The sequence below is a fragment of the Methylobacterium sp. R2-1 genome, assembly GCF_014191355.1.
Lineage (GTDB): Bacteria > Pseudomonadota > Alphaproteobacteria > Rhizobiales > Beijerinckiaceae > Methylobacterium.
Genome location: NZ_JACHWM010000006.1, coordinates 268704 through 293758, shown reverse-complemented (window position 1 = coordinate 293758; position 25055 = coordinate 268704). Strand labels below are relative to the sequence as shown.

Annotated in this window: 19 protein-coding genes and 2 pseudogenes; 17 read left to right on the top strand and 4 right to left on the bottom strand. The window is 63.6% G+C overall.

What is annotated here, in order from left to right:
* Positions 1–50: 50 nt before the first annotated feature.
* The 10 genes and pseudogenes from FHU13_RS11290 (at position 51) to FHU13_RS11250 (ending at position 10086) form a co-directional block, all read left to right on the top strand.
* Positions 51–689 (top strand): hypothetical protein, encoded by a 639-nt coding sequence (locus FHU13_RS11290; RefSeq protein ID WP_183435936.1) that lies wholly within the window; start codon positions 51–53, stop codon positions 687–689.
* A 177-nt stretch (positions 690–866) separates the two neighbouring features.
* Entirely contained in the window at positions 867–1466 is a 600-nt protein-coding gene (locus FHU13_RS11285; RefSeq protein WP_183435935.1) for a hypothetical protein, read from the top strand.
* 197 nt (positions 1467–1663) lie between these two features.
* Complete coding sequence (locus FHU13_RS11280; protein WP_183435934.1) at positions 1664–2041, top strand: hypothetical protein; 378 nt, start codon at positions 1664–1666, stop codon at positions 2039–2041.
* Positions 2038–2583: a hypothetical protein gene (locus FHU13_RS11275; protein ID WP_183435933.1), complete on the top strand. Its 546-nt coding sequence runs from the start codon at positions 2038–2040 to the stop codon at positions 2581–2583. Before FHU13_RS11280 ends, FHU13_RS11275 begins: the two co-directional genes overlap by 4 nt.
* 214 nt (positions 2584–2797) lie before the next feature.
* Positions 2798–3262, top strand: coding sequence for a hypothetical protein (locus tag FHU13_RS11270; protein ID WP_183435932.1), 465 nt, complete (start codon positions 2798–2800; stop codon positions 3260–3262).
* Between the two features lie 716 nt (positions 3263–3978).
* Positions 3979–5082, top strand: coding sequence for a helix-turn-helix transcriptional regulator (locus tag FHU13_RS11265; protein ID WP_183435931.1), 1104 nt, complete (start codon positions 3979–3981; stop codon positions 5080–5082).
* Positions 5083–5349: 267 nt separating this feature from the next.
* The gene (locus FHU13_RS11260) at positions 5350–6495 is read left to right on the top strand and encodes a patatin-like phospholipase family protein (protein WP_183435930.1); all 1146 of its coding nucleotides are present in this window, start codon (positions 5350–5352) and stop codon (positions 6493–6495) included.
* Entirely contained in the window at positions 6496–8397 is a 1902-nt protein-coding gene (locus FHU13_RS11255) for a hypothetical protein (protein WP_183435929.1), read from the top strand.
* Positions 8398–8406: 9 nt separating this feature from the next.
* Positions 8407–8811: pseudogene (locus tag FHU13_RS28575) on the top strand (MBL fold metallo-hydrolase); the annotation flags it as partial.
* Between the two features lie 87 nt (positions 8812–8898).
* Complete coding sequence (locus tag FHU13_RS11250; RefSeq protein ID WP_246714610.1) at positions 8899–10086, top strand: hypothetical protein; 1188 nt, start codon at positions 8899–8901, stop codon at positions 10084–10086.
* A 917-nt stretch (positions 10087–11003) separates the two neighbouring features.
* Here the strand turns inward: FHU13_RS11250 and FHU13_RS11245 are convergent.
* Both FHU13_RS11245 and FHU13_RS11240 read right to left on the bottom strand, forming a co-directional pair.
* A complete protein-coding gene (locus FHU13_RS11245) occupies positions 11004–13016 on the bottom strand; it encodes a hypothetical protein (protein ID WP_183435927.1) in 2013 nt (670 codons plus the stop codon).
* 1084 nt (positions 13017–14100) lie between these two features.
* A complete protein-coding gene (locus FHU13_RS11240) occupies positions 14101–15234 on the bottom strand; it encodes an SAVED domain-containing protein (protein WP_183435926.1) in 1134 nt (377 codons plus the stop codon).
* A gap of 88 nt (positions 15235–15322) precedes the next feature.
* Here FHU13_RS11240 and FHU13_RS11235 point away from each other — a divergent pair, with 88 nt between their 5' ends.
* The 7 genes from FHU13_RS11235 to FHU13_RS11210 all read left to right on the top strand — a co-directional run bounded on the left by FHU13_RS11235 (position 15323) and on the right by FHU13_RS11210 (position 23770).
* Positions 15323–16531, top strand: coding sequence for a nucleotidyltransferase (locus tag FHU13_RS11235; protein WP_210287578.1), 1209 nt, complete (start codon positions 15323–15325; stop codon positions 16529–16531).
* Positions 16532–16581: 50 nt separating this feature from the next.
* Positions 16582–18252, top strand: a complete 1671-nt coding sequence (locus FHU13_RS11230; RefSeq protein WP_183435925.1) for a ThiF family adenylyltransferase — start codon at positions 16582–16584, stop codon at positions 18250–18252.
* A complete protein-coding gene (locus FHU13_RS11225; RefSeq protein ID WP_183435924.1) occupies positions 18227–18685 on the top strand; it encodes a Mov34/MPN/PAD-1 family protein in 459 nt (152 codons plus the stop codon). Before FHU13_RS11230 ends, FHU13_RS11225 begins: the two co-directional genes overlap by 26 nt.
* A 90-nt stretch (positions 18686–18775) precedes the next feature.
* A complete protein-coding gene (locus tag FHU13_RS11220; RefSeq protein ID WP_183435923.1) occupies positions 18776–19219 on the top strand; it encodes a hypothetical protein in 444 nt (147 codons plus the stop codon).
* A gap of 393 nt (positions 19220–19612) precedes the next feature.
* Positions 19613–19741 (top strand): hypothetical protein, encoded by a 129-nt coding sequence (locus FHU13_RS28230; RefSeq protein WP_281411603.1) that lies wholly within the window; start codon positions 19613–19615, stop codon positions 19739–19741.
* 186 nt (positions 19742–19927) lie between these two features.
* Complete coding sequence (locus FHU13_RS11215; protein ID WP_183435922.1) at positions 19928–21727, top strand: hypothetical protein; 1800 nt, start codon at positions 19928–19930, stop codon at positions 21725–21727.
* A 459-nt stretch (positions 21728–22186) separates the two neighbouring features.
* Positions 22187–23770: a Swt1 family HEPN domain-containing protein gene (locus FHU13_RS11210; protein ID WP_210287577.1), complete on the top strand. Its 1584-nt coding sequence runs from the start codon at positions 22187–22189 to the stop codon at positions 23768–23770.
* Positions 23771–23899: 129 nt separating this feature from the next.
* Here FHU13_RS11210 and FHU13_RS11205 read toward each other — a convergent pair.
* A pseudogene (locus FHU13_RS11205) lies at positions 23900–24470 on the bottom strand (integrase core domain-containing protein); the annotation flags it as partial.
* Between the two features lie 15 nt (positions 24471–24485).
* A complete protein-coding gene (locus tag FHU13_RS11200) occupies positions 24486–24968 on the bottom strand; it encodes a hypothetical protein (protein ID WP_183435920.1) in 483 nt (160 codons plus the stop codon).
* Positions 24969–25055: the final 87 nt, after the last annotated feature.

The following is a 25055-nucleotide window of genomic DNA, read 5'->3' as shown; positions in this document are numbered from 1 at the left end:
ATCATATTTCAAAATACAAGCCGCACAACATGAAAGCTAGGCTCGAAACGATGAACGCAGAGTACGGCGACCTCTCCAAAGGCGCGATCCTGATCCTGCAGATGGCTTACGCGAGCGCCGCAGCGACGATCCACTCCGATCCCACGGTGCTGCGCACCCTGGGCGTCGGAGAGGAGGCGGAAGTGGCGGCAATCGAGGAACTGCAGGCGGTGGGGCTCCTGCATCCCGGGGGGACCGAGGACGAGATCCGGCCCACCGCCAGGGGCTGGGCCGTGATCGACGAGATCTGGCCCCACGGACAGCTCCATGGGTCCGGAGGACCCCGCGTGGTGATCGGGAGCTTCGACGGCCAGGAGGAACTGCCCGTCCGCCTGGCCGTCCCCGTACCCGACCTCGCGGACGTCTTGCCCCGCGACAGTCGCTTCGCCCGCGAGATCGCAGACCAGGGAATGTGCTGCGGTGCCTGGCAACTGCTCTGGCCACCGACGGGCGAGCCCGAGAGCAGACTCGTCGTGCGGGTCGGGCGGGGCCGGGGCGACGTCACCGAGTCCGTCGGACCCGGGAAGCGCATCCATACGATGTTCGTGGATGCGGGCACCTGGCTCTCCGTGGACCGGTCGGGCGAGTGCCGCGAGTCGCGCTCGTCCCTGGAGGCACTTCTGTTCCTGATCGCGATGGGAGCCGCTTGAGTGCCCGCGATGCCCGGCCCCATGCCGCCCGACGAACTCTTCGAACCGAAGCTCGGGGCGGCTCCCTCGCCGCGGCGGCGACGTGACTGCAAGTCGATCCGGACCCGCGGTCGCCGCCGCCTCGCGTGTCACCATGAGGCAGGACACGCTCTGGCACGTTGGGCCTTCGGCCACAGGTTGGACTCCGTCACAGTTCTGTCGGTGGACGAGTTGCTCGCCGGCGTGCGGATCGAGGATGGGGCCGGCCGACAGTTGCTCTGCGAGGGCCATGTCGATGCCTACGACATCTGTGGTTGGCCATACGGCCCGATGCGGGTCGCCGGGGACGCCCGCGCCCAGGAGTGGTGCGACCGCCTGCGAGGCATCGCGCGCGACATCGCTCTCATCGAGTGTGTCGCTGGCATCCTCGCGGAGGCACGCTTTCGGAAAGTGGCCGTAGCGACCTGCACGTTGGCCGGCGGCGATGCGGACATGGGGCACGCCTCCATGCTCCTCGACGCCTGGAACCTGCGCGGGGTCGAGCGCCGGGCCGCGAGCGTTCTTGCGGCCCGGCGGGCGACCGCCCTCATCCGGTCGCGGCCAGGCGAGGCGGCAATCGGAGCCATCGCCGAGGCACTCCTGGAGCGAGGCAGACTTACCGGAACCGAGACTGCCGTCCTATGCCGCCGCGCCTACGGCGGCCGCCAGTGCGCGTTCGGTGCGTGGAACGCGTGTTGGCCGCCGACCCTGGAGCAGCTGAGGAGAGGTTTTCTGCCGGGCTTCGAAGGAGCGGATTGATCGAGTCCCATCTCCGACGGCCGAGCATCGGCTGGTTCCCTTCGGACCGCCATCTCCCAGAATCAGAGATCGAACGAAGCGGATCGATTGCCGCTCCCGCGTCCCACCTGGAATACCGGAACAAGTCGATCCGTCTCGCCAACGGTTCCGAGGACGGCCGGTTCGCGGTCCCGGGGAACGTTCACGTCGTCGCCACGATGAACACGGCCGACAGGTCGCTCGCGCTGCTGGACCACGCGTTGCGGCGGCGGTTCTCCTTCGTGCGCCTCGGACCGGATTACGGCGTGTTGGGCGACCGGTTGCGAAGGGACGGGCTCGATCCCGCGCCGCTGCTCGGCGTCGTGGCCGACCTCAACGCCGAGATCGCGGATCCCGACTTCGAGATCGGCATATCCTTCTTCATGGGCGGCAGGGCCGATCTCCCGACCCTGATGCCCTCGATCTGGGACGGCGAGATCCTGCCCTACGTCCGCGAGATCATGCACGCTCGTCCGGACTCCGCCCGCTGGTCGTGGGAAGCCGTGCGGCCACGCCTGACAGCTTGGTACCCGGCCGCCTCCGCGAGCGCTCCTTGAGGCACTTACGGATCCTCTACCTTCGGGAACAACGCGACGTCTGGTTCGACCGGGACGACCTCGCGGTCGCGGAGGTCCTCGCCATCGCGGATCATCCCAAGGCCCGCATCCTGGTCGGCTGGCCGACGCCGTCGAACGGTTACCGCTGGATGCTGAGGGCCATGGGCTGGGTCGGGACGTTCCCAGTCGGCGACCGCCTGGTCCTGCGGATCGCGCCGAAGATCCCCGCGCCGCAAGTGTTCGAACTCCACCTCGCCGCCGGGGGCGGTCGGGACTTGGAGCTGTTCTCGCGGCTGGCGCCGACGGCCGGCGTGGAGCAGGCCTTGATGGTGGCGCTGCGCATCCTATGCGAGCGCGTGAACGCGAGAATGGCCCGGGGACTACGGAAGGGATACGTCGCCGAGACTCGATCCGGCTCGGTGCCGAAGGGCCGCCTGAGGTCCCGTGACACGCTCCTGCGGTTCGCCTGCGGCCGCCCTAGCCTGGTCTGGGACGAGCGGCCACTGACGTTCGATATCGACGACGACCGCATCCTCGCCTAGACCCTGCGTCGAGTCGCGAGGATCCCGCATGCCGATACGACCCTGAGGCCGGAGGCGGTACGGCTGGAGCGAGCGCTCGCGGCGTCCGTGACCGTTCGGTCGTTCGAGGCCGCCGAATGCCGGGGCAGGAGCTACGGTCGCGCCGACGCCGACTATGCGGAGCTCCACGCCCTGTGCGCTCTGATCCTCGAAGGAAATCGGCCCGGCGGCCGGGGTGGGCTCCAGCGAGTTCCTCGCGTTCGGTGCCGACCTGCCCACGCTGTTCGAGCGGGCGGTGGCGGTCACGACGGCCGAAGCCCTGGCGCCCGACCTTCGACTCACGCCGAAGCCTCGGATATCCCTGGGGCAGGGCATGGCCTTCGAGCCCAACTTGGTGGTGGCCGACCGCGCCGGACGTTCACTTGCGATCATGGACACGAAGTACACGGAGGCGGTGCTCGACGTCGACGTTCGCCAGGTCGTCGCATATGCCGCGGCGATGGGTACCGACCTGGCGATCCTCGTCTACCCGACGTCCGTCGTCACCGGGCCGCTCCGAGCCGGCCCGATCCGTGTGCTGCCTGCCTGTTTCGATCTAGACGCTCCACCCGCCACGGCCGCGGCGGCGTTGGCCGTCATCGTTCGCCGGCTCGTGAATGTCGCGGACGGTACGGCCGACGCCGTCCGAGGGATTGCGTGAAGCGCCAGTAGGCCACCGCGCGGCTCCACCCCGGGTCCCGTGTTTCAGGATTTGGGACGGCGGATGTGGAAGTCGATTGCCTCCACAGCCATGGCAGGATCGGCAGCCGCACGAGTTCGCCCTCGGCATCTCTCCCAGGGAAGAGCGAAGCTGCCCTGCCGGAGCGAACGTTTTTAGTTGCCTGACTAAAATATTTTTTAAGTTAGTTAACTGACTCAACCGCTGCAGCGCGCTGCGACATTTGCGCTTGGCCGCACCGGTCACATGACGGGCGCGGTGTCGCCGGTTTCAAAAGTCCCGAGAAAAGTCCCGAGCCTCGCCGCCGGACGGACATTTTCAGAGGGAAGTCGCCCCATGCGCTGGTACCCATGGAGAACAAAGATCTCCCTAGTGGGAACACGCAGTCCGCTGCGCGCAAACCGGCTAAATCATTGAATAAACAAGATTTACTGCCTCGACCCAAAACCTCGTGTGCCGATCTTCGGCCTGTCCAAAATGGCGTCGAAGGGCGGCAATCGGATCAGTTCGGAAGGAAAAGTCCCGAGAAAGTCCCGAGCAAGCGGAGTGCCTCGGCTGCCCGCCGCCAGCCTCGCGGCCTTCAGGGAGATGCGCGCCCTGCTGCCGGGGATAAGCAAGCCGAACGCGCGATTGCGGCTCCCAATGCCTCACGTCCAGGTGCTACGTCTTGCACCGAAAATGCCGAGGACGACGCGGCGGTGGACACCGGTAGGTATCAGGGCGGCGAGGTAGCCACTCGGCTCAAGACGGCCAGAATCGCCGCGGGGTTCGCGTCGGCAGGTGCGGCGGCGACCCAGCATGGGTGGGGCGTATCGCTGTATCAGCATCAGGAAAGCGGAAACCGGGCTTTCACGACCTCGGACGTGGAACGCTTCGCAGCGGCATTCAACGTGCCAGCGCGTTGGATCGTGACCGGGGAAGGGGCCGAAGACCGGAGGCTGACCGAAACCATCCAGAAGGCCTCCGAGGAGCGCAGCAGGCAGTCACGGGCATCAGCCAGCCGGCTTCGGTTCTGTCGCCTCGTTCGTGGGTTCCGATCCGTGGGCAGCGCCGCCGAACACTTTGGGCTGAAGCGCTCGACCCTCTCCAACCATGAACTCGGCGCGACCGACTTCTCGGCCGAGTGGGCGTCCGTGTACGGCCTGGCCTTCGGCGTCCGACCGGAATGGCTGGTCACCGGAACAATGCCGTCCGGCCTCGGAGCCGGGGTCGACAGCTACCTGGAAGGGGTTCAGCTCAAGGACACCGACGACGCGAAGGCTCACGCAGGTGCCCTTCGACATGTGGGTGTCTCGCCCGTGACAGCAAATCGCGCTGCGATCGCACGAGCGCTCGAGAATCTCGAGGCAACCAGCCGGAAGGGGGTGCCGGTTTCGAAAAGGCCCCCTCCGGCGACTGTCATGATCCCGGAGGTGCAGCCTGCATCTCTCGCTGTGGCAGAAGCCTCCGAGAGCGTCGGGAAGAGCCTCGATGAAGCGAAACGCCGACCCGCTCGAACCTGGGGCGTTCCGATGGATTTCCTGGCGAACGCGCTCGACGCGGACGCCCAGCACCTGGTGGTCGTCGCATCCGGCACGCCGTCGAGTTCGGGCGGTTCGGATGAGAGATATGTGGTGAACACGACAGCCTCGTCCCTCGCGCAAGCAGGAACGTTCGTCCTGAAATCGCCGACCGGCAGCCTCCTCGTCAGAAGGCTGGAGGCCGGGGAGCGTGCGCTCGGCGAAGCCCTGTCGGGGGAAGACCGGGAAGACACCGGCATGCTGCTGGGCCGTCTAATCATGAGGATGTCGCGGGTGGATTGAGGTCCTTGGGTGAGGACGGTTTCCACTCGGCACGTGACGGCCCCCGACCGGAACTCGCATCGAGGCTCGATCCTCTCCAGATGCGCGACGGAGCGACAAGGCTCGGATCGAAGCGGTGCGGTTCGTCCGGCAAGATCGGGATTGCAGCCTGCCTCGCTTTGATGGACAGTCGCGGCGAGTCCGGCCGCGAGAGCGCCGAGATGTGGTCGTGCGCACGAGCCGGGCCGACGGATAGGGGCGCGGATACGGCGGACGGGGGAGCAACCGATGGCGATCTCTCCGCAGGACGAGGCTTCCCCGGCACCCGACGAGGGGATCGCGCTGTGCTTGTCCGGCGGTGGCTACAGGGCGATGGTCTTCCACCTTGGGGCCTTGATCCGCCTGAACGAGCTCGGCCTGCTCAAGCTGTTGTCGCGGGTATCCAGCGTATCGGGCGGATCGATCACGGCCGCCTGCCTGGGCCTTCGATGGAAGGACCTCGCATTCGATGACGACGGGCGGGCGACCCGGCTGGATCTCGTCGTCGACATGGTCCGCGAGATGGCGGCGACCACGGTGGACGCCGGCGCGATCGCCGGAGGTGTGCTCCTGCCCGGCTCCGTCGGCGACCGTGTCGCGCGCGCTTACGACGACGTCCTCTTCCGGGGCGCGACGCTCGCCGACCTTCCCGACGACGCGAGCGGGCCGCGTTTCGTCATCAACGCGACCAGCGTTCAGACGGCCGCCCTCTGGCGCTTCTCCAAACCCTACATGGGTGACTACCGTGTGGGGCTCGTCAGGGAGCCGAAGGTCGAACTCGCCGTCGCGGTCGCGGCTTCTTCCGCCTTCCCGCCGATGCTCTCTCCGATCGAGCTTCCGATCGAGGGAGAATTCGATCCCGGGATGACGGGGGATCTGATCGATCCCGCCTTCCGCGAGACCGTGGTCCTGAGCGACGGCGGGGTCTACGACAACCTCGGACTCGAAACCGCTTTCAGATACCGGACCCTCTTGGTGAGCGACGGGGGGCAGAAGATCGCCGCCGAAACGGACCCGCCGCACGACTGGGGGCGCCATGCATTGCGCATCCTCGGTATCGTGGACGACCAAGTCCGAAACCTCCGCAAGCGCGGACTCGTCGAGGCGTTCGCGAGCGGCCGGCGGACGGGGGCGTACTGGGGCATCCGAACGAGGTTCGAGGACTACGGGGCTCAGCGGGATCCGCTGGGCTGCGCGAAGCGGGATCCCGAACCGCTCGCGGCGACGCCGACCCGGCTCAAGGCCATGCCCGAGGCTCTGCAGGACAGGCTGATCAACTGGGGCTACGCCATCGCCGACGCTGCGCTGCGCACCAAGTATGCGGCGGATCTGAGAGCGACGCACGGGATCAACATCCCGGACCCGCCCGGATTCCCGCGTCCCGGAGGATACTGAATGAGCCGGCCGTCCCGAGCCCCGGCGAGTGGCGGCGGACCCCGCGACGCGCGGCTGCCCCCGTTCCGACGGCTCAGGATTTACGCCTTCGACCCGTCGGCGTCCCTGCAGTTGCAGACCGCGGTCGTGAACACCGCCACCGTGACCCTGCGTTGGGAGGAGCTGGAGCCGGGCCCCGTCGGCGAGTACATCGAGGTCGTCGACGTGGATCCTTCGAGCGGCGGCTTCTACGAGCCCGTCGATCTGGACGACCGGACCCTGCTGGTGCAGGACGGGCTCCCTCCGTCGGACGGCAACCCGAAGTTCCACCAGCAGATGGTCTTCGCCGTCGCGATGGTGACGATCCGCAATTTCGAGAGGGCCCTGGGACGGAAGATCCTCTGGGCACCGAAACCCTGGGACTGGACCACGCAGAACTCCGTGGATCGCTACGTCCAGCGCCTCCGGATCTACCCCCATGCGCTGCGCGAGCCGAACGCTTACTACAGCCCGGTCAAGGTCGCCCTCCTGTTCGGGTACTTCCGCGCCTCCCGATCGAATCCCGGCCGTAACTTGCCTGGCGGCACCATCTTCACCTGCCTGTCGCACGACGTCGTCGCCCATGAGACGGCGCATGCCATCCTCGACGGGATGCACCGCCGCTTCATCGAGCCCAGCAACGTCGATGCGCTCGCCTTCCACGAGGCGTTCGCCGACATCGTCGCGCTCTTTCAGCACTTCACGCTCCCCGAGGCCGTCCGGCAGCAGATCGGGCAGCTCAGGGGCGACCTGGGTCGCAACTCCCTGCTGAGCGGCCTCGCCACTCAGTTCGGCGAGGCGATCGGACACTACGGTGCCTTGCGCGACGCCATCGACGAGGTGGATCCGGAGACCGGCCTGCCGGATCCGACTGCGCTGGACCGGACCACCGAGCCGCACGAACGCGGCGCCATCCTGGTCGCCGCCGTTTTCGACGCGTTCGTCTCGATCTATCGGTCCCGCGTCGCCGATCTCCTCCGCCTCGCGACCGGCAGCGGCGAGCGTTTTCCGGAGAGCGACCTGCATCCGGACCTCCTCTCGCGCTTGACGAACGAGGCGACCAAGACCGCCGGCCACGTTCTCCGCATGTGCATACGGGCGCTCGACTACCTGCCGCCGGTCGACATGAATTTCGGAGACTATCTGCGGGCGCTCGTCACCGCCGACACCGATCTCGTCGCGGACGACGTGCGGGGTTACCGCATCGCGCTGGTCGAGGCGTTCCGTCGCCGCGGCATCTATCCGAAAGACTGCCGTTCGCTCTCGGTGGACGGCCTCGTGTGGAGCAGGCCGGACGAGACGATCGAGATCGGCTGGCTCGCGGAGGAGGCGTTCTCGTACGTCGCGGACCGGCGAGCCATCTTCGACGCCATCGAGCAGCGGTGCAAAGGGCTCAAGGAATGGCTCTGGGACCACGCGGAGCTGTCGCACGACTCGATCAGGGCCATGGGCCTGTGGCTCGGGAAGGATGCCCCGAAGACGGTGCGACGCTCCCGGGAGCGTCAACTCCCGGCCTTCGAGGTGCAGTCCGTCCGCGTCGCGAACCGAACGGGCCCCGAAGGCGAGCAGGAGCAGCAGGTCATCATCGAGATCACGCAGGAACGACGCGGATACCGCGACCCCGAGGATCAGAAGCGCATTGAGGAGAAGGGCAAGATCCAGGGCGTGAGGGCCGATTTCACCTTCCGAGGCGGCGCGACGTTGGTCGTGGACCTGCGAACCCGCGAGGTCCGCTACTGCATCTCGAAGGACATCGCCAGCAACGAGCGCTTGTCCGAACAACGAAGGTTTCGATTCGGCGCCAAGGGCGAAGCGCTCGGGGCCACGTACTTCGGCGTCGCCCGCCGCACCGAGCCTTTCGCCTTCCTGCACCGCATGCTCTGAGAGACCGCGATGGTGACGGGAACACGGACGAAACGCCCCAGCTCCCCGGCCTCCAAGGCATCGGCCGCACCCAGAGCGCGAGCAGCGAGGAAGCCGACGGCACGCACGACCCCGGCGCAGGCGCCGAACGAGTCCGCGGCGGACGCCGCGTTCGCCAAGGGTTGGGTGACCGTCAGGATGTACCGAGACATCCTCGGCGATTGCTTCCTCCTGAGGTTTCCCTCCGAAGGCGGGACCATTCACGTGCTCGTCGATTGCGGGATCCTGCAGGGCATGCCGGGAGCTCGCGAACGCGCCAACCGCATCATGGCGAACATCCGTTCCGTCACCTCCCGCCTGGACGTGTTGGTCGCCACCCACGAGCACGTCGATCATCTGTCGGGCTTCGCCCAAGCGCGCGAAATCTTCGACACGATCGAGGTGGTCGAACTCTGGCTGGCTTGGACGGAGGACCCACGCGACGAGCGGGCAAACCGGCTGCGGGAAGGTCGAAAGCGGGCGATGGCCCTGATCGAGAGAAGCTTCACGGCTCTGACGGGGCTCGTGGCGAGCGTATCGCGCGCCGACGTGGAGGACGACGAGGAACAGCCGGATGCCCTCGCCGGGCTCCGGGGCCTCATGGCGTTCTCCGGGATCGAACCGGAGGACCTGTCCGCGGCTCCCGGCGCCACGACCGCGGACATTCTACGGTATCTGCAAGAGAAGGCAGGCCGCGTCCGGTTCCTCCGGCCGGGTGGAAATACCGTCGCCATCGCAGGCCATCCGGACGTCACCGCGTATGTCCTCGGCCCACCGGAGGACGACGCTCTCCTTCGACGGAGCGATCCGACCAAGAAGGGGAGGGAGGTGTACGAGCTGAAGGCGCAGAACCTGGATGACGACGTCTTCCTCGTCGCCGCCCTCGCCTCCACGGGCGAAGGAACGTGGAACACCGACGAACTGGCCCGGCTTCGGATGAGCCTGCCCTTCGGCTACAGGTACCTCGTGGCCACGGACCCCAAGGCAGCGGAGATCGGGGCGCGGGACGACCCGGATGCGGTGCAAGCGTTCCAAGCCAGGTACTGCAATCCGGATGACGAGTGGCGTCGGGTCGATGTGGATTGGCTCGGTGCGGCGGAGCAACTCGCACTGAAGCTCGATTCGGACACGAACAACACCAGCCTCGCCCTCGCGTTCGAACTCGGGCACGGACCGGACAGCCGGGTCTTGCTCTTTCCAGGCGACGCCCAGGTTGGGAACTGGCTTTCGTGGGGCGAGCACGTCTGGCCGCCAGGCAAGGCGCGCGGCGACGAGGGGGCTGTCGATGCCGCCGGTCTCCTCGCCAAAACCGTCCTGTACAAGGTGGGGCATCACGGCAGCCACAACGCTACCCTTCGCGAGCGCGGCCTGGAATCAATGACCCATCCCGACCTCGTCGCGATGATGCCTGTTCAACAGGAATTCGCGAACGGGACCAAGAATTGGAACATGCCGTTTCCCTCCTTGCTGAAGCGGCTGGAGGAGCGATCCGGTGGGCGCGTGATCCGTGCCGACCGGAGCCGAGACGACCTGGTCGCACAGGCGGAGGCGAAGTCCGGGAAACCCGGGGAGCTTCCCCCGGCGGATTGGGAACTCTTCCTGTCCAACTTACGGGAAATCTCGGACGCCGAGGGGCCGCTGGCATTGGAGTATCGGATACGAGCTTGCTAAGTACCCATGTCGTTTCGCGCCTGACTAGAGCCGTATCCGACCTGATTGCACTAAGTCGGATACGGCTCCAGTCCTTGTTGTTCGCGCTTTCTTTCGCCGAACTGGCATCTACTTCGTCGGAAAACGCTCGAGAAGGTATGGCCCCGACCCGCAGACCCATGAGGGTGCCACCTCTTTGACGCCATCCGATGCAGCCTGGACCGCTTCGCGCCGGCTGAGTGTCAAGCCAACCTCTCCGCTGCTGGCTATGACGCAGCCTTATGGATGCTGCCCTAAATGCCTTTCAATTACCACGAACGATGTGCTGTTTGCGGGACCATCAGCGACCTCAGCCTCGACCTGCTTCACTCGCGCGTGGGAGGCGCTGCAGATGCAGCATCTGTTTGCTATCTGCAACGTTGAGCACAGATGCATAGGCGCCTAGGCACGACGCCGTTTCAAAGCACTGGCACAGGTTGCCCAGCTATTCTGAAGCTGCCTCCGTTTCGGGGCGCAAAGACCAATAGATATAGACGCAAAGCAGCGCATCATTTAGGCACAAAACTATTGGATGGCGCCTGAAGAGTGGATGCGAAACCAAATTATGATTGCTGCGGACTTACGCAACTCATTTCCCGTCATGTGGCTCTGGTGCGATCCCGCAATCGACCACAATTAGACTCATTTGCAGACGCCGATGTGCATATACAAAAAAACAAATGCCCCAGGGCATCATCCTGGGGCATGAATCAATCGATCCAGGGAAATACTATCGACCGCCATAGCCATCGAAGGGGTCAGCAGAACAACGCAGACCAAACAGTGCGCAGCGACGCGTCATTTGCGTACTCCTTTCGATTTTGGACGACGATACCGAAAAATCTGTAAACACTTAGTAACCTCTCATATGCGACAACGCCGCATCTCGTCCACCGGTTTCAGCGCGTCAGAAGGACGTCCACAGCTGATCGATAACATTCACCCTCAGCTCCGCGTAAGTGCGTGCTCACACCCTCAATGTCGAGTGGGAAGCCGACGCGACGTTCAGCCTCAGCGCGCAACTCATTGAAAGTCTCCCGGGCAAGCTCCTCGGCGACCTCCTTTTGTCCCAGCGCCGATCTTGCTTGCATGAGGTTGTCGCGGGTCTTGTAGTACTCGTTATAAGGAGCTACGCTGAAGCTCTCAAGAATGTCTATGTATTTTCTCAGAACGACCTCATCATATCCTTCACTAGTCCAACCACGTTTAGCCAATTGAGCTAGATAGTAGAGGACGTTTGAGGCGGCTTTGTGGCCACTTAGTCTGACATAGTCCGTCCTCTTCTTGTCCTCGCTGTGGCCCGACCAAACCCGGAATGCTTCCTGTGTGACATCAACAGCGCGCTCAATGAGTTGCCTCGCTTCGCGAGGGTCAAGGCCGACGATCTTCGACTTCTGCCATAGGACGACACCCTTTTGGAGCCTCGCCGATATCGGTAGAAGCCGATGACGCTCGATGTCGTCGTCGTGCATTAAGTTGAGGCAATCGCAGATCAGTTGCTCGGCACGGGTGAGGGCAGAGGCCCCGTCCACACGTATTAGGGCCTTCGCAAGGCCCAGACGCGCTGCCGCGTCATCCTTGTAGGTGCCGACAATCTGTTCGTAGAGATCCCTGGCGTTTTCGCTAAGCGTCTTCTGCTGGGCCCTGTCCTCGTCTGTAAGATTCGACTTGTGACGAAACTGCGTCTCCGCCAGTTGAGCGGCACAGTGGGCCGCCTCTGTTTCAAGCAGATGGCGAAGGATAAGATCGCCGTCACCGATATGCGCCTCTAAAAGATCGCCAATTGATTGCTTTAGCGATTGGAACTCACCGAGCGCTTTGCTGTAATTCCAAGCCGCCTCCTCTGATTCCGGGGCAGATTCTGCATTCGCTAGTAGGGTATATGCCAACGAAACCGACTTTTGCAGCTCACGCCTTCTGCCGTTGTCTTTCAGTAATTTAATAATCGCCTTTCGATCTTCGTTTCGTTTGGCCAACGACTCGCTCTCTATGGAAGCGATGCGACGTTTGTCGAGCATTTCAAGATTTCTTTTGATAATGCTCGCGTGCTGGCTGCAGCCATCGACAAAAGTTTTGAGAGCATTCAGATGCAGCTGCCAGGTCTGGCGCTCTGTATCCTCACCGCCTTCCTCATGTGACAAATCATCTTTTTGACTATAAAGAAGGTGATGCTGGACCTCCCCCCAACCTTCTTCGAATATATCTCGTACCTGAACCTCGAAGTATGCGACTTCTTCGACCTCGTCCTTCCCTGCATGCTCCATCAAGACATCGCGCTCGAACACAAAATGCACGGACGAGTATGCGCTCTTCCGGTTCTCCGGGTCCCGTACGATGCTGCCTTCTGCAATGACGGACCTCGCGAGATCGGATCGCCTTGCGATTCGCATAGTTTCGCCGACGATCGAAAGTGGATCTCCAGAAGGACGATTCGTGTAGATCACACACTCTTTCATTCGGATCGTGCTAGTTGTCGATTTATTCAGTTTCTCAAGGCCCTGCAGCAAAGCTTCGACAATGGGAGGGATCTCGCTCTGATACAATGATACGAATCGGCATCCCCAACCGTCTGTGACGTGATCGGGTTCGTAGGACTCGGATTGATCTGCTTGCCTAAGAAGCTTGCTCACCTGCTCATCAGCGGCGACCGCCGCTGCATCGGCCCCGGCCGCTCTCAGACGAGCACACTCTGAATGATACAGCGAACGCGTCCGAGCGCCCTCGGCGCGCTTGCGAAGCACTTTCTTCTCGATGGGTTTGGGCTCTTTGAAGCGTGCTTTGAATGCGTAGGCTCGCATATCTTTTGCAACCCTCTGCATGAGTCCGAGCAGATCGGCATCAACAGCTTGCTTCGCTGTATCATCAACTTCACGGCAGCGCAGGATTAGGTCGTTGCCTTCGAGACGGTTCATCGAGTCACCATTTTACTCGTCACTCTGCGACGAGCATCCCTTTGTAAGAAAAAATATCAGATCGAGCGTGTAATTTCAATAGGACCCGAAGCATCTGGTTGAATGCCCTGCTTTAGCGCATAAAATCTCCTGTATTTATGGGAGAACATCATGCCCCTCATCGCTCGGCATTTATTTGCAGGACGACACACTGGCCTCAGACAGTGTTCGACGTGCCTTCTTGAAAAAGTTATTATTATAACACAGTGCCCGAGGTAGGAGGTGAGCATCTCGGGAGAGACGCCGGCGTCGAAGTTCACATCTGAGGCCGCTCCCTTTCGCCGCCGGAGCATTGTTGGTGCTGTGCGTCGCGCACTTGGCACACAGAGCAACCGAGCTAGGTCACTCCATCGCGCACGTTACAATCAATGATTATTGGCTGACCGCTATGGCGGTGGTCGCGATGATTGCTGGATATCAATATGCCCCAAAGATCAAGAGTGAATTATATCGAATTATACTGGCAATCTGCGAAAAGATAATTTCCGCGCGCAAGCCAAGGGTCACACAGCCACATACGCCTGAAAGGTCGAAGCATGCAACGGCTACGCAAGGCATAAAAGGACTTGATCAATGAAACAAAAAAAACATGCGCATCGCGAATTGCTATTATTTATCGAAAAATCGAATATTGTATTCTCTGGGATTAATCCTTACCATACCTCTGCGTATCTTTGGCAAGACGGGCCAGAAACTATTGTTTATCGACAAGTGTTTCCGGGGCCGCAGCCACGGTGCGAGTCCTTACGTAACCTCGCGGCGTTCACCGGCTTCACGAGTCCGCCCGGTAACCGTCGAGCCTCGTCGGCGCCATACGATTCTGTGCCGCCAAGCACCTGAGGTGTGCCCTGGGGACTGCCGCCCCGCGAGCATCCGGCGCAGATCGAGCGGAGGAAGCGGGAACGGATCCGGGTAGCCGGGCAGTTTACTCGCAAGCAACTCGGTTCGGATACGGCACGGCTACGGATCACGACCATACCCGCCTGACCGACACGTCGGTCGATGCGCGTCTCCGCGCTCGCATCGATCGCACTATCACACCTCGCTATGGACGGATTTCAATCGTCTTAATGAAGCCGCCGGCCGAGCGGTTCTGGTCGTAGATGATCATCGGCAAATCAGCCTTGGGCATCCAGACCCGTCCAACCTCCACGGCAGCCGAGTTCGGCAAGGCGGGGAAAACGTTGATGATCGCGTCGTCCCCATGCACTGCCTTGATACGATCTAACAGCTTCCGAAGCTGCACCTTGAACACGGACTGATCCTCGGGACGGCGCAAGATGTCGTTGTGGGGGTTCTCGGCCGTTAGCGACCAAATCGCCACGTCGGGCCCCAACGTGGCCTGAATGCGATCGTCGTTCACCGTCGCGCTGAGCGCAAGTTTGAGCGCAACCGCGCCACCTAGTTGTTTTTCAGGGTCTGTGCTTCGGAAGGTGATGGCCGACTGGCTGGCCTGCCAGCGCCAGGTCGGGGGCTCGCGATGGCGCTGGTGCACCGTCGTCGGCACGATGTCCCCGAGGAGGTATCCAAGTTCAATCAACAAGGGTTGGGGGGCGAGCGCGAAGACGCTGAGGTGACGGACTTCTCCCTGCTCGATGCGCTCCTTCACCTTCCGAGCGAAGAGGCGGCGCAGGTTGTCTCGCTGGAACGTCCAGTACAACTCCTCGTGGTCCTGATAGTCGCAACCAGACAACTCCAGGTCGATGGTCTTCCCCTCGGCCGGGTGGCGGTCGGGCGGCATCGCCATGAAAATCGAGCGTGTGTCGACGAGCGCGCTGTTCGTGCCGATGCTAGCCGCAAAGCGGATGACATAAGAGGCCCGATCCTCATCAATGCCCGCGACGATGGCGATCCTGTCCTCATGCTCCGCCTTCATGGCGAGTAGGACATCCTCCGAGTGGTCGGCGAGGTAATCAACGTCAACGGCATTATGATGCCGCGCGCAGAGCAGCATCAGGTTGTTGATGTCCTTGGCGAGTTGGGGAGACCGGACCACATCTCCGCGTGGCCCATCGGGGCTGTCGGCCACAATGTGAGCGATGAAGCCAAAGGTGCCATCCTCCCGTCCAGCGATCAGGTCGCCGACGAGGTCTTGATTGCATCCACGGTACTCGCATCGGCCCGCCGACCGGGCCCATAGCTCGATCTGGGTCTTGGGATTGATGCGGGTTTTTGCCATGGCGCTCCTCCAGAAGCGGCACTATATGTCGTTCACGATTTATTCCTCAAGCCGACCTTGACGGCGGCGTGGCATAGGGGAGGTGCCCTTGGCGATCTTGACCCAGGAAAGCGAGGAGTTTCTCGAAGATCTCGCAGAAGAGCTGAGCGTGCCTGAAAGCCGTTATGAGCAGGCTGAGCGCAGCTACAAGTCGCTCGGCGAATGGCTGCACCGGGATGCTTCGACCGTTCGTGAGTATGGCCCGCAGGTCTACGTGCAAGGCTCGTTCCGACTTGGGACGACGATCCGTCCACTGACGGAGGCGGAAGAGTATGATATCGACTCGGTCTGCGAGCTGAGAAAGATCTCCAAGGGCGATTTAAGCCAACAGACCTTGAAGGAGATGCTAGGAAAGGAGATAAAGTCCTATCACGACGCTCAGAGCATGGTTAAGCCCGTTCGAGAAGGGAGGCGGTGCTGGGTGCTGGACTATGCGGATGGTGCGCAGTTCCATATGGATATCGTTCCGGCATTACCGAACGCGCAGTCGGTCCGGCTCTTCCTCGAACAGAGAGGGTATGATGCTCGCTGGACAGGAACCGCAATTGCTATCACCGACAAGGAGGTGCCGACCTACCCGCTCGTGACTGATCATTGGCCGCATTCGAATCCGAAGGGGTACGGCGATTGGTTCAGGAGCCGTACGGCGGTGATCCTCGAACGCCGGAAGCGTAAGCTCGCCGAGCGGATCCATGCGAGCGTGGAGGAGATTCCGGATTACCGGGTTCGAACGCCGCTCCAGGCCGCTGTCATGATCCTGAAGCGACATCGGGATGAGACCTTCCAGCATCGCCCCGACGTGCGGCCGATCTCGGTTATTATCACGACGCTCGCCGCTCACGCTTACAATGGGGAAGAAACGACCGGTCAGGCGCTCGTCTCCATCCTGCGCGGCATGGATGAACATATCCTGGAGGTGGAAGGACGCCACTGGATCGCGAACCCGACCGATCCTTTGGAGAACTTCGCGGACAAGTGGGAGAAGCACCCCGAACGGGCCAGGGCATTCTTCGAGTGGCTCGCGCGGGCACGCAGCGACTTCGAGCAGGCTGCGAAGGCCGCCGATCGCATCGTCATCGCCGAGACGGTGGGGCGAGGTGTCGGCAAGTCGGTCGCGGACCGCGCACGCCAACGCCGCCAAACGCGTCTGGGGTCACCTCTCCTCAAGACGGCCTCTGTGGCACCGGTAAGCACTGGCTTTTCATTCCCCGACAAGGAGCGGTCGCCGTCGAAGCCACAAGGGTTCGGGGCGGCGTAATGGCTTGGTGGGTAACCGACCCGGGCCGCGCTAGATCCGAGCAGGCCGCCGTGGCCGAGCTGGCGGAGGGCGCGGGCTGGCTGAGCGGCATCCGTTGGTACGTGGGGGACGGCTTGGCGCTGACCGTCGACTTCGACGTGGCCCACGCGGCCGAGACCTTTCCGCTGACGATGACCTACGCGGCCCTGCATCCCTACGCCCCACCGCGGGTCGTGCCCCGGGACGGCGACCGCCTCTCCGGGCACCAGTACGCGGATGGGCAACTGTGCCTGGAGTACCGGTCAGACAACTGGGTGACCAGCATCACGGGCTCGATGCTCATCGAGAGCGCGCATCGCCTCATCGCCGGGGAGCGGGTCGAAGGTGATAGAGAGGTGCCGTCGGCCCACCATGCGACGCTCGGACAGCGGACGAGGGGGCAACCGTTCCGGTTTCTCCTCATGGCACAGGCGGAGCGGCGGCTGGCGTCTATCCCGGAGGGAACCTCTGTCGAGGCGCTCGTATCCGAAAGGATGCGTGCCCATACCTTCGTGTCGACCCTCTTAGCAGTGGACGGAGAAGCCGTGGCGGGGGCGTGGGAGCCGGGCGTGGAGGACTCTGTCCAGTTTCCGGCCCGGGTCATCGCCTTGGGCCCAGACATGCCAAAGCGCGGGCTCACCGTCGACGATATGGCGGCGATGCTCGAAGGGATCGGCCTCGGGGAGGATGCACGGCGCGTTCGGTTGCAGGGTGACAACGTCCATGTTGTCCTCGCTTCACCTGGCGACGTGGCCGCCTACTACATCTACGACAGCAAGGGCGCGCGAAGCAGCGTCGAGTACCGGACCTTGCCGGTCATGGACCGGGGTCGTCGGTTGCCGGAATGCTACGATGCCCTGCGCGACAAGGTCGTCGGCATCGTGGGTACGGGCTCCCTGGGCTCGAAGGTCGCCGTGACGCTGGCCCGGGCCGGCTTCGCTCGGTTCGTGCTGATTGACGATGACCTGTTCCTGCCCGGCAATCTCGTCCGGAATGAGCTCGGGCTGGCAGCGATAGGCATCCACAAGGTCGATGCGCTCGCGGCGCGGCTGGCAGCCGTCCGGGGCACGGTTGACGTGACCAAGCGGCGCGTAGCCCTCGGCGGCCAGGAAAGTTCCGGCACGACCGATTCCGTGCTCTCGGACCTCGCCGGCTGCGACGTGGTCGTCGACGCCACAGCCGATCCACACGTGTTCAACTTCTGTGCGGCGGTCGCACTGCGGAAGCGCCTGCCGTTGGTTTGGGGTGAGGTGTTTGCCGGTGGGATTGGTGGCCTCGTCGCGCGCGTCCGGCCCGACTTTGAGCCCGAGCCGCAGGTCGCCAGGGGCCGGATCGCGGCGTGGTTCGAGGCGCGGGGCATCCCTGCACAGGCCGCCCCCAAAGCCAATCCTTATGGAGGCGGCCCCGACGGGAGCTGGGTGGCCGACGACGCGGAGGTGAGCGTGATCGCCGCCCACCTCTCCCGGCTTGCGACGGATGCGATCGCGCGCCCCACGGACACGATCTTCCCGTCGCCGGCCTACGTCGTAGCGTTGCGGGCAGGATGGATGTTCTCCGCGCCGTTCGAGACGTGGCCCATCGACCTTCCGGGCGTAACAGAATGGTCATCCGAGACGTCGGTCACATCGGTCGAGGAGAGCCTGGCCCTTATCCGGGAGCTGATGCCCGTGGTGGCAGATGACGACGATCAGCCTGCCACCTGAACAGCGCGCCAAGCTTGGGCGCCACCTGCGCCGGGCCGGGCGACGCGAGATCGGCGGCATCCTCATGGGCGAGCAACTGGAGCACGACCGCTTCCGCATCGTCGAGTTCACCGTGGACGAGACAAGTGGCACGCCGGCCCATTTCGTGCGGAGCCCGGAGCATCACCGCGCAGCTCTCGACGCCTTTTTCCGGAGGACAGGAGCGGATTACCGGAGGTTCAACTACCTCGGCGAGTGGCACTCGCACCCGAGCTACCCCGTGTTACCCAGCCGGGAGGACGTGGCCTCGATGGTCGATCTCGTGACCGGGGAGCGGGACATCGCGTTCGCCGTCCTTCTCATCATTCGGCTTCGCTGCGCCCTACGCATTGAGGCGGGGGGCTTCATGTTCGCCATGCCTGGACAGATGACGTCGGTCACGCTGACACGCTGAACGTCATCGGCGAACGTTCAAGAAATCACCGGGATGGCGTTGATCGGGCCCTTTGTCCCATGAAACAGAAACGACGAACCTTCGAAGGAGGTGGGGACCGTGCGCATCAGAAGCCAGATCGACGGCGATTTCGACGGCTGGACGGGTGACACGGTCGTGAAGCTCATGAACGGGCAGGCATGGCAGCAGGCCACCTACCACTACAGCTACCACTATGCCTTCATGCCGGTGGTCGAGGTCGCACTCGTCAACGGCCAGACCGTCATGAGGGTGGCCGGCGTTCCCGGCGCGGTCCCGGTCACCGAAGTGTCCATCGAGTGCGAGGGCAGCATCGTCTCACCCTTCATGGGGTTTCGACAGGGCATGCTTTTCCAGTTCGACACCGGCCACGTCTGGCAGCAGGTGGAGGCGACGACCGAAAGCCATCACGAGGCTCGGCCATCGGCCCTGGTCGTGGATGGACTCAACGGCACGGTGCTGAAGGTCAAAGGCATCGACACCGTCGTCGAAGTGCGTCGGGTCGCAAGGCGGTGAAGGAAGTAGCAAGCCTGCGTTTCCGGGGCGGCAAGGGGGCACCGACTTACCCAAGCGCTGGGCGGAGACGGCGGCGCGGGTCGCGCTGATCTTTGCTCGGGAAGGTGGTATATCTCTGTATGTCGGCGGCGGACACGCACGCGTTGACCGCTGCCCCCTTGAACGCGTAGAGAGAAACTTAATGGATTCCTCCGCATTGTTAGGCGGTGGTAGGTAAACGCTATGGGCGCATTCCGTGACGATAAGGGGGCCTTGGTGCCCCTCAACACCGAGATCGAAATGGCCATGGTCGCCGGATCGGATTATCAGTCCGAGGGCGGAAGGTCCTGGCTGGCATTCCTACGGGCCGACCGAAGGGGTGCGAGAGAGTTGGGTAGAGCCCTTGAAGATACCGTGAGAAGTTTCGCCGCCGCCTATCCGGGCGAGGCGCGCGACCACACCTATTCGAACGAAGAGTGGCGTCGTGCCGGTTACGAGGGTGTGGCCGAGGCCAACGAGTTGCTCGGCCTCGACAGGCGCTAGCTCGAATCTTCCGCTGATCCAAGGGTTGTTTGGCGAGAGTTGATGCGGCTCCGTCCGATGGAGTGGGGGCCCGCATTGACGTGCGTATTATCGGAGCTGCAGCGCCTTTTCCCCAGCGGAACGAGGCCTTGGCAACGTGGCTGGCTCGACCGTATCCGACCCTGGCGCGCCCCCGACATCCGGCACATGCCGCTCACGCCAGCGGATATGTTCGCTGCGGCTTCCCATCTGCTGGATGCGTCAGGCGCCTATCAATACATCGTCGCACCGTTTTCTTCGGCGACCGGTGCCAGCGCAGGGTTGGCATACGCGGAACCCACATTCGCTCCTACGGACGCGGATCTGCGCCATTGGTGCATGCTGGGGAACCGGTGGGCCGTCGACATGTCGGCGGCAACGGAAATCCAGCTTCTCTGGGATAGGCTCGTCGATAGCGGCTCGGCAGACTTGGTCGTCAGCCCCAAGATCGGTGACGCACCGCCTTCCTGGTGGAAGGTGTGCCATGCACTTCTGGTGATTGCCGACGAAGCCAGCAGCGAGCTCGGTTACGATCCCGAGGCCGCCCCGGTGAACGGCGCCAAATGGGCGAACCACTTCGCTTCCGCAACCCTGAAGGCAGCGACTGGCCTGCGCGTCATCGAGAATCCAGCCTATCAAGGAGACGGACGACACCTCAGCCGTCACGTGGCGCTCGACAGCCTGTGCACGTCGGCCGTCGAACGGCATGTGGCTCGCGTCTTGCCAAAAGGCCGGACAACCGAGATCGGATGCACCCTACGGACGTTCAGTCACAATCTGACCCTCCTGCCGCCTCACGGTCAGGCGAATGCCTATTGGCACCAGGGACGGGGGCGATCCGCTGCGTCGGACCCGAATTCCCTGAACATCATGCTTCTGCCTTTTCCGTACATCGTCCCGGCGGACTGCTTCCGCGGAGGGGAATGCGGTGGGGTGTCGGGGCCGGATCGCTGGGGGCGATTTGCGGTCGATCAGCGCTGGCTGGGTCCCGGCTCGACCGCAGCCCCGCCCGCTGGGGCATCACCCGGGTGGAGCACGCCGGCGTCGAGGCGATCCTTCGTCGCCTTCGTCGAGAAACTCGTCGACGAGGCGGAAAGCGACGGCCCGGTGCACGGCATCGTGCTGCCGGAGCTCGCCCTCGACTGGGAAACGTACGACGCGCTGGTCAGGCACCTGCGCGACACGAGGCCGAACGTCGAGTTCGTGGTGTCGGGTGTCTCCATGGATTGCAACGGCCGTGCCGGCAATCTCGTGACGACCACGATGATATTCGAGAAGAACGGCGAGCGGATCGCCGAGACGCATTCCCGCGGCAAGCATCATCGCTGGCAGGTCGAGAAGAGCCAGATCGACTCCTACGACGTGGGCGCCGAGCTGGATCGCGCCGCCGTGTGGTGGGAGCATCTGCCGATCGGCGAACGGGTTCTGCACGTCGACGTCCTGCGCGAGAACTCCACGCTCACCGCCGTGATCTGCGAGGATCTCGCACGGGTGGAGCCGGGGCTGACGTTGCTGCGCGCCCTCGGGCCGAGCCTGGTGTTCGCACTCCTGATGGACGGTCCGCAGTTGAAGAGCCGGTGGCCCGGCGTCTATGCCACCGGCTTGGCCGACGACCCCGGGTCGTCAGTGCTTTCCATGACCAGCGCTGGGATGGTCTCGCGCTCGAACGAGGCCTACGGCAAGCTCTGCGGCAAGCCGCCGTCCCCGGATCGGGTCGTGGCGTATTGGAAGAACCGGCCGGCGGGCGGGCCACCGTCGGTCACGCGGCACGAGATGCAGATCGGCCTGCCGAAAGACAAGCAGGCGGTGGTGCTCTCGCTCGTGGGCTGCCCCGCGACCGAGAGCACCATGGACGCCCGACGAAATTCGGACGCCCTCGCATGGTACCTCGAAGACAAGCGCGATGTCGGGCTTTCCTCGGGCCAGGTTGCGGCCGGTGGATGGGAATGGATCGCGCCCATCCCGTGAACCGTCGGACGGACCGATCGAGGCGACGCGGTCGAGGGCCGTGGGACGATGGGCATTTGGATCTCAGGTCCGGGCCGACTGGACAAGGGATGGAGAGACGGGGCGCCCCTCAGCTCCGGAAACCTTCGGGAAACCGCCGGCCTCCCGGTTTCGGCCCTACGCGTTCCGGGTTGTCGGTCTAAGACTCGCGGGTAGGCCTCGATCCGCCGGCTCGAAGATCTCACCATCCCGACCGGCGGCAGTTGGTTCGACGGGGGCGAGCCAGCGCTCGATCGTCTGGCGCGCGACGAGCAGGAGAGGCCAGCACTCGGCAACCTGCACTCTGCCAACGCCCCGTGAGCCTCGCCGCTCAACCAACAGCTGAGCTGCACAGCTCGTTATGGAACAAGGGGGCAAGGCCTCGGGGCAAGGCCACCGCTGCAATCCGGAAAGCCCCTGGGTCGAACGGATCGGCACCAGATGGAGATGTGCGCTCGCCTCCTGTATCGTGTCGGAAAGGTGGAAGGCGACAAAGCCATGAGCGACCAAGGGAAGAAGCTTCTCGACTTGGCAAGCGGTGTGCTGGCAAACCTCGGATCAACCAGCGTTTTCGAGCGCACACTCGAAGCGCAGCGGTCTGTCGAGAAGCTCACGGCGTCAGGCGTCCTCGGTGACGACAGGCTTGGTCGTATGGCGCGCGGCCTACCGGCAGGCGAGATCAGGACGGCGACGGATTTCGCCAGTGGCAGGATCACAACCCTCGATCCATTCCTAAAAGGCGGCCCGCTGATCAATGAGGCTCAGCGCGACGCGCTCAAGCTGCATGATCCTTTCGAACGACATGACACGATCCGCAGCGCCATCGAAGAAGCGACCGGCAGGGCCAATAGCTTCGAAACGAGCGCGTTTGGGCGGGCATATGACGCGGCGACGAATCTTTGGGACCCGCACAATCTTCGGTTCGGAAGCTTGCCCGATGGGCACGTCGCGGAATCGATGCGCCGCCTGACTGAGCCCTGTTCGGCGTTAACCGCAAGCCAGACCGCAATGCTCGGGATCGACCGCGATGCGGCGAGTGCTCTTGCGCGCACGCAGCGTTGGGCCGATGCGCTAATCAAATCGCCCACCCGTGATTACGCAGAGCTTCTCGGCATCGGCGTCCGCTGCAACGAGAATTTCACAGCCCTGCACCTTGCGGCAGGCAGGATCGCGGCGGCAACCGCTGGGCTCGATGCTAGCAGTTACGCTGCCCGCTCCGTCGCGCTCGGCGGCGACCTCGCTGGCATGGGCGCGACTGCCACCAAGATGTCGCTCTTCTCAGCCTCGCTAGACGTACTCGGTCCCGGCGCCGGCAGCAGCCAAGCGGCTTATGCGGCGCTGTTGGGCAGCTATGAGACGTCGGCGATGCTCGCTCGTCCATATTGGCGCGATCCGCGCGAGCGCGCGCGCTATTACCGCGACCAAGACGTCGATGAGGGCCTTATCGATGCCGACAACGCAACGACCGTGGCCGTCCTGATCGACAGCGGAGTCGTCGAGGGCCGGCGTACAAGGGCAGGCACGCTGACTGCCATCGTCGAAGCCGGACCAGTCAAGGTCCGTATCGTGGCGAACCGGCCGAAGATGGGGGCCTTCGCCGCCATCGACACCTTCGAAAACGCATTGCGCGCCTTCGTCGCCGCTAAGCTCGCAGCCCTGCAGGGGCAGGCTTGGTTCAAGCAGCGGGTGCCCGGCGATACTGTCAAGCGTGCGAAGGACCGTAGGAAGGAGGCGTTACGCGCGGGAGAACCATCACTCGACCTCATCCACTATACCGATCTCGGCGATCTGATAGGCGTGATCACCCGCAATGACAACTGGACCGAGTTGTTCGAGGCAGTGTTCGACCGGGCGGAATGGCTGAAGGTCGATCTTGAGCGGCTGAACGCGTTTCGCCGCCCTACCATGCACAGCCGGCCGGTCGATCCGGTTCAACTTTGCGAAATCGTCTTTACGATCCGCCGCTTGGTTGGATGGATGGAGCGCGACAGTGAATGGGATCGAGGCTGGGACGCCGATATTTGAGCATCCGCCAAGCTTGTATCGGAGATCATCGGATCGTCGATGCGCAATTGATCTGCCCCTACGGGGTGGTCCGGTGTCAGAGTTAGTGCAGCGTTGGGCCTGGAGTTGACCCCGTTTGTGGTCCACGGCCTATGCAAGTTCTCGGGCTGTGACAGCTTGGTGGGCGAAGGCTCGGGGCGTCAAGCCACCCAGGGCCGTGTGGGGTCGATCTTCGTTGTAGTGGCACCTCCAGTCACCGAAGCGTTCGCGGGCATCGGCCAGCGACAGGAACCACGAGGCGTTCAGGCACTCCGCCCGCAGGCGCTATCGAAGGCCTCGATGTATGCGTTGTTGGTTGTCTTGCCCAGTCGTGACAAGTCGATCTCGACCCCGTTCAAATAGGCCCATTGGTCGAGCATGCGCCCGGCGAACTCCGGCCTTTTATCGACCAGCAGGCTCTTGGGTCGGCCCCGCAGGCGGACCAAGGCGTCCAGCGCCTCAGTCACTCAGGTTAGGCACGGAAGTCGGCTCTCGGTGTGAGCGGGAGCGCCTCTCGCGTGTGGCAGTCCACCATCGTCAAGATCCGGAACGGACGCCCGCCAAACAGGCGGTCGGACATGAAGTCCATGGCCCAGACCTCGTTGGGCCCACCGATCCCTGGCCGTCCCTGCCGGTAGCGCCAAGCGCGCTTACGCTTGGACAGCTTGGGCCGGATCGACAGATGCGAAGCGCCGCGTCAGCGGTACAGTCCCTCGGCCTGGAGGTGGGTGAGGAGCTGACGGGCGGCCTCTACGGCCTCGGCCTCGTGCCGGAGCTCGTCGAAACCATGCTCGAACATCGGCAGGAGCCTTCTCATAGCTTGGTCCATCGCCCAGCCCTCCCACAGCAGTAGGACTTCGCGGCCGGTAAGATCCTTCAGAAAATACCAGAGCGTCATCACGAGGCCGAGCATCGACCGTCCCCTCCAATCCGCGACCACGCTCTTCACGACCAGCTCGAGCCGGCGAAGGATCGCTTGCCGCTTCTTCGGATTCAGGTCGGCGAAAGGTTCCAAAGTGGCGGTGCGCAGGTTCGCTCGCAGTTCGGCGACATCGGCCTCCGCTCGGGTGGCCAGGGCTGGGTTGGCCGGGACGAAAGCGCCCGGCAGATCGCCGAGGGTGAACAGCAGGCAGGCCGGTAGTGCGAGTTCGATGCGCTGACGGTCGGTGAGAGCGGACATCGCAGTATTTCATGTCAGACACGGTCCAAGAGGCAAGACCGACGTCGGCGAGCGATATAGCGCGTCGGCCACGTCTCGTTCGAGGTC